Genomic DNA, 1,541 nt, shown 5'->3' with positions numbered 1-1,541 from the left:
CCCTCCACAACCCCCCGCGCCCCGTTTTCGGCGAACCTCCAGATGGCGACCTGCGTGCCCGCGGCGGCCGTCTGCGGGGTGAGCCGCTTGGCACCCGCAGCCTTGGCCAACGCCTGGAGGTCGTTCCGCCGCGGATAGGAATGCTCCACTATCCAGCGGATCTTGCCCGCGTTGCGGTTACCGGACAGGGACGAGGACTTCCACGCCCCTTCCGCGTAACGCGACTGCTTCTGTATCGGGTTGAGCGCGTCCAGCCCGTAGGTCTGGAGCGTGCCGCCCCCGTCGACGGACATCTCGAAGAGGCCTGCGCCGACCTTCTGCTTCTCGCCGCCGACGGTCACCACCGCCTGGCCGTAGGTTTCGAGACCGTTCAGCGTGGCCACCGCTCCGCTGCGCTGCTCCGGCATTCCGCCGGTGAGTGATCCCCCGACGGCCGGCCCGGCGACGGACCCGGCCGTCACCGGAGCCGCGGCTGCCGGCGCGGCGCCGCCCGCCATGCCGGTCGCGCACAGCCCCGTGGCCGCCGCGACGACGCTGAGACGGCGGGCCGCCCGCACGCGTACAGAAGTCATGGTCTTCCCCTCTTGGCAGAACCTCCCCCCGGCCGCGTCGCGCAGCGTGCCGCTGGTCTACCGCAAAGCTTCGAACCCCCTGGTCGATACGCGTGGGATCGTAAGGAGACGGACGGCGCGCAATCCCCACGATTCACGGTGGCCACACATTCCGACTCGCAATCGTTATCGCTGAATCCGGCGGACCGGGACGATCACGACGCGCCGCGCTGACCTGGAACGCTCCCTTCCGCAACTGCGTCCGGCACCAACTGCTCCTCCACGGCGCCCTCCTCGCACGCCGATCCGGCACCGGGAGCACCCGCCCCTTCACCGGTCGACCCGAAGGGCGACGGCCCCGCGGCTTCGACTGACGGCGGCGGCCAGGCGGGCGCAGGTCCCCGTGTGAACTCGGGCCCGCCCGCCGCACCGGGCCCGCCCATCCCTGGCACCTGCGTCAGCTCGGGGTTGGCACGACTGACCCGTACGAACGCGGACGTCCCGCGCGTCAGATCGTGGCCGACCGTCGACGCCATCAGATCCGCCGACAGATACCGCCTTCCCTCCCGTTCCTCCTCCACGATCCGCAACTGTCCGCGGACGACGACCGGTTCGCCGCGCGCCACCGAGGAGGCCACATTGGTGGCCAGTCCGCGCCATGCCCAGACCGTGTAGAAACTGGTGGACGCGTCCGTCCAGCACTCCTTGCGCCTGTCGAAGCGCCGGGCGGTGCTGGCCAGCCGGAACCTGGCGACTGGCACTCCCGACGGGGACGTCCAGTGGTCGACCTTCGTCGCCACGTTGCCCGCCACCGTCACATACGTCTCGTTCATCCGAATCCCCCCCACCTTGCGGCGGTCCCGGGCTCGGCGGTCCCGCGACCTTGCGACCTCTCGATCCGAAGTCAGCGATCAGCGGTTCCGCCGTCCCGCAACCCCGCATCGCTGCTGGATTGCCGTGCGGATTCCAGAGTGGGGGAGGGGTCGGGGG

General features: G+C 70.7%; 2 protein-coding genes. Both read right to left on the bottom strand.

Going from position 1 to position 1,541, the window contains the following annotated elements:
* Positions 1-572: TQXA domain-containing protein (locus ITI46_RS34400; protein WP_247747032.1), on the bottom strand; the 572-nt coding region annotated here is incomplete at its 3' end.
* A gap of 194 nt (positions 573-766) precedes the next feature.
* Entirely contained in the window at positions 767-1,384 is a 618-nt protein-coding gene (locus ITI46_RS34395) for a single-stranded DNA-binding protein (RefSeq protein ID WP_209243974.1), read from the bottom strand.
* Positions 1,385-1,541 lie beyond the last annotated feature (157 nt).

The sequence above is a fragment of the Streptomyces oryzae genome (assembly GCF_017676365.1).
GTDB classification, from domain to species: domain Bacteria; phylum Actinomycetota; class Actinomycetes; order Streptomycetales; family Streptomycetaceae; genus Streptomyces; species Streptomyces oryzae.
The sequence above is the reverse complement of the archived record's forward strand: the minus strand, read 5'-3'. Positions and strand labels throughout refer to the sequence as shown.

Bases quoted from the DNA above. Each gene is read 5' to 3' on its own strand.
- ITI46_RS34395 (WP_209243974.1), bottom strand. From the start codon at position 1,384: ATGAACGAGACGTATGTGACGGTGGCGGGCAACGTGGCGACGAAGGTC.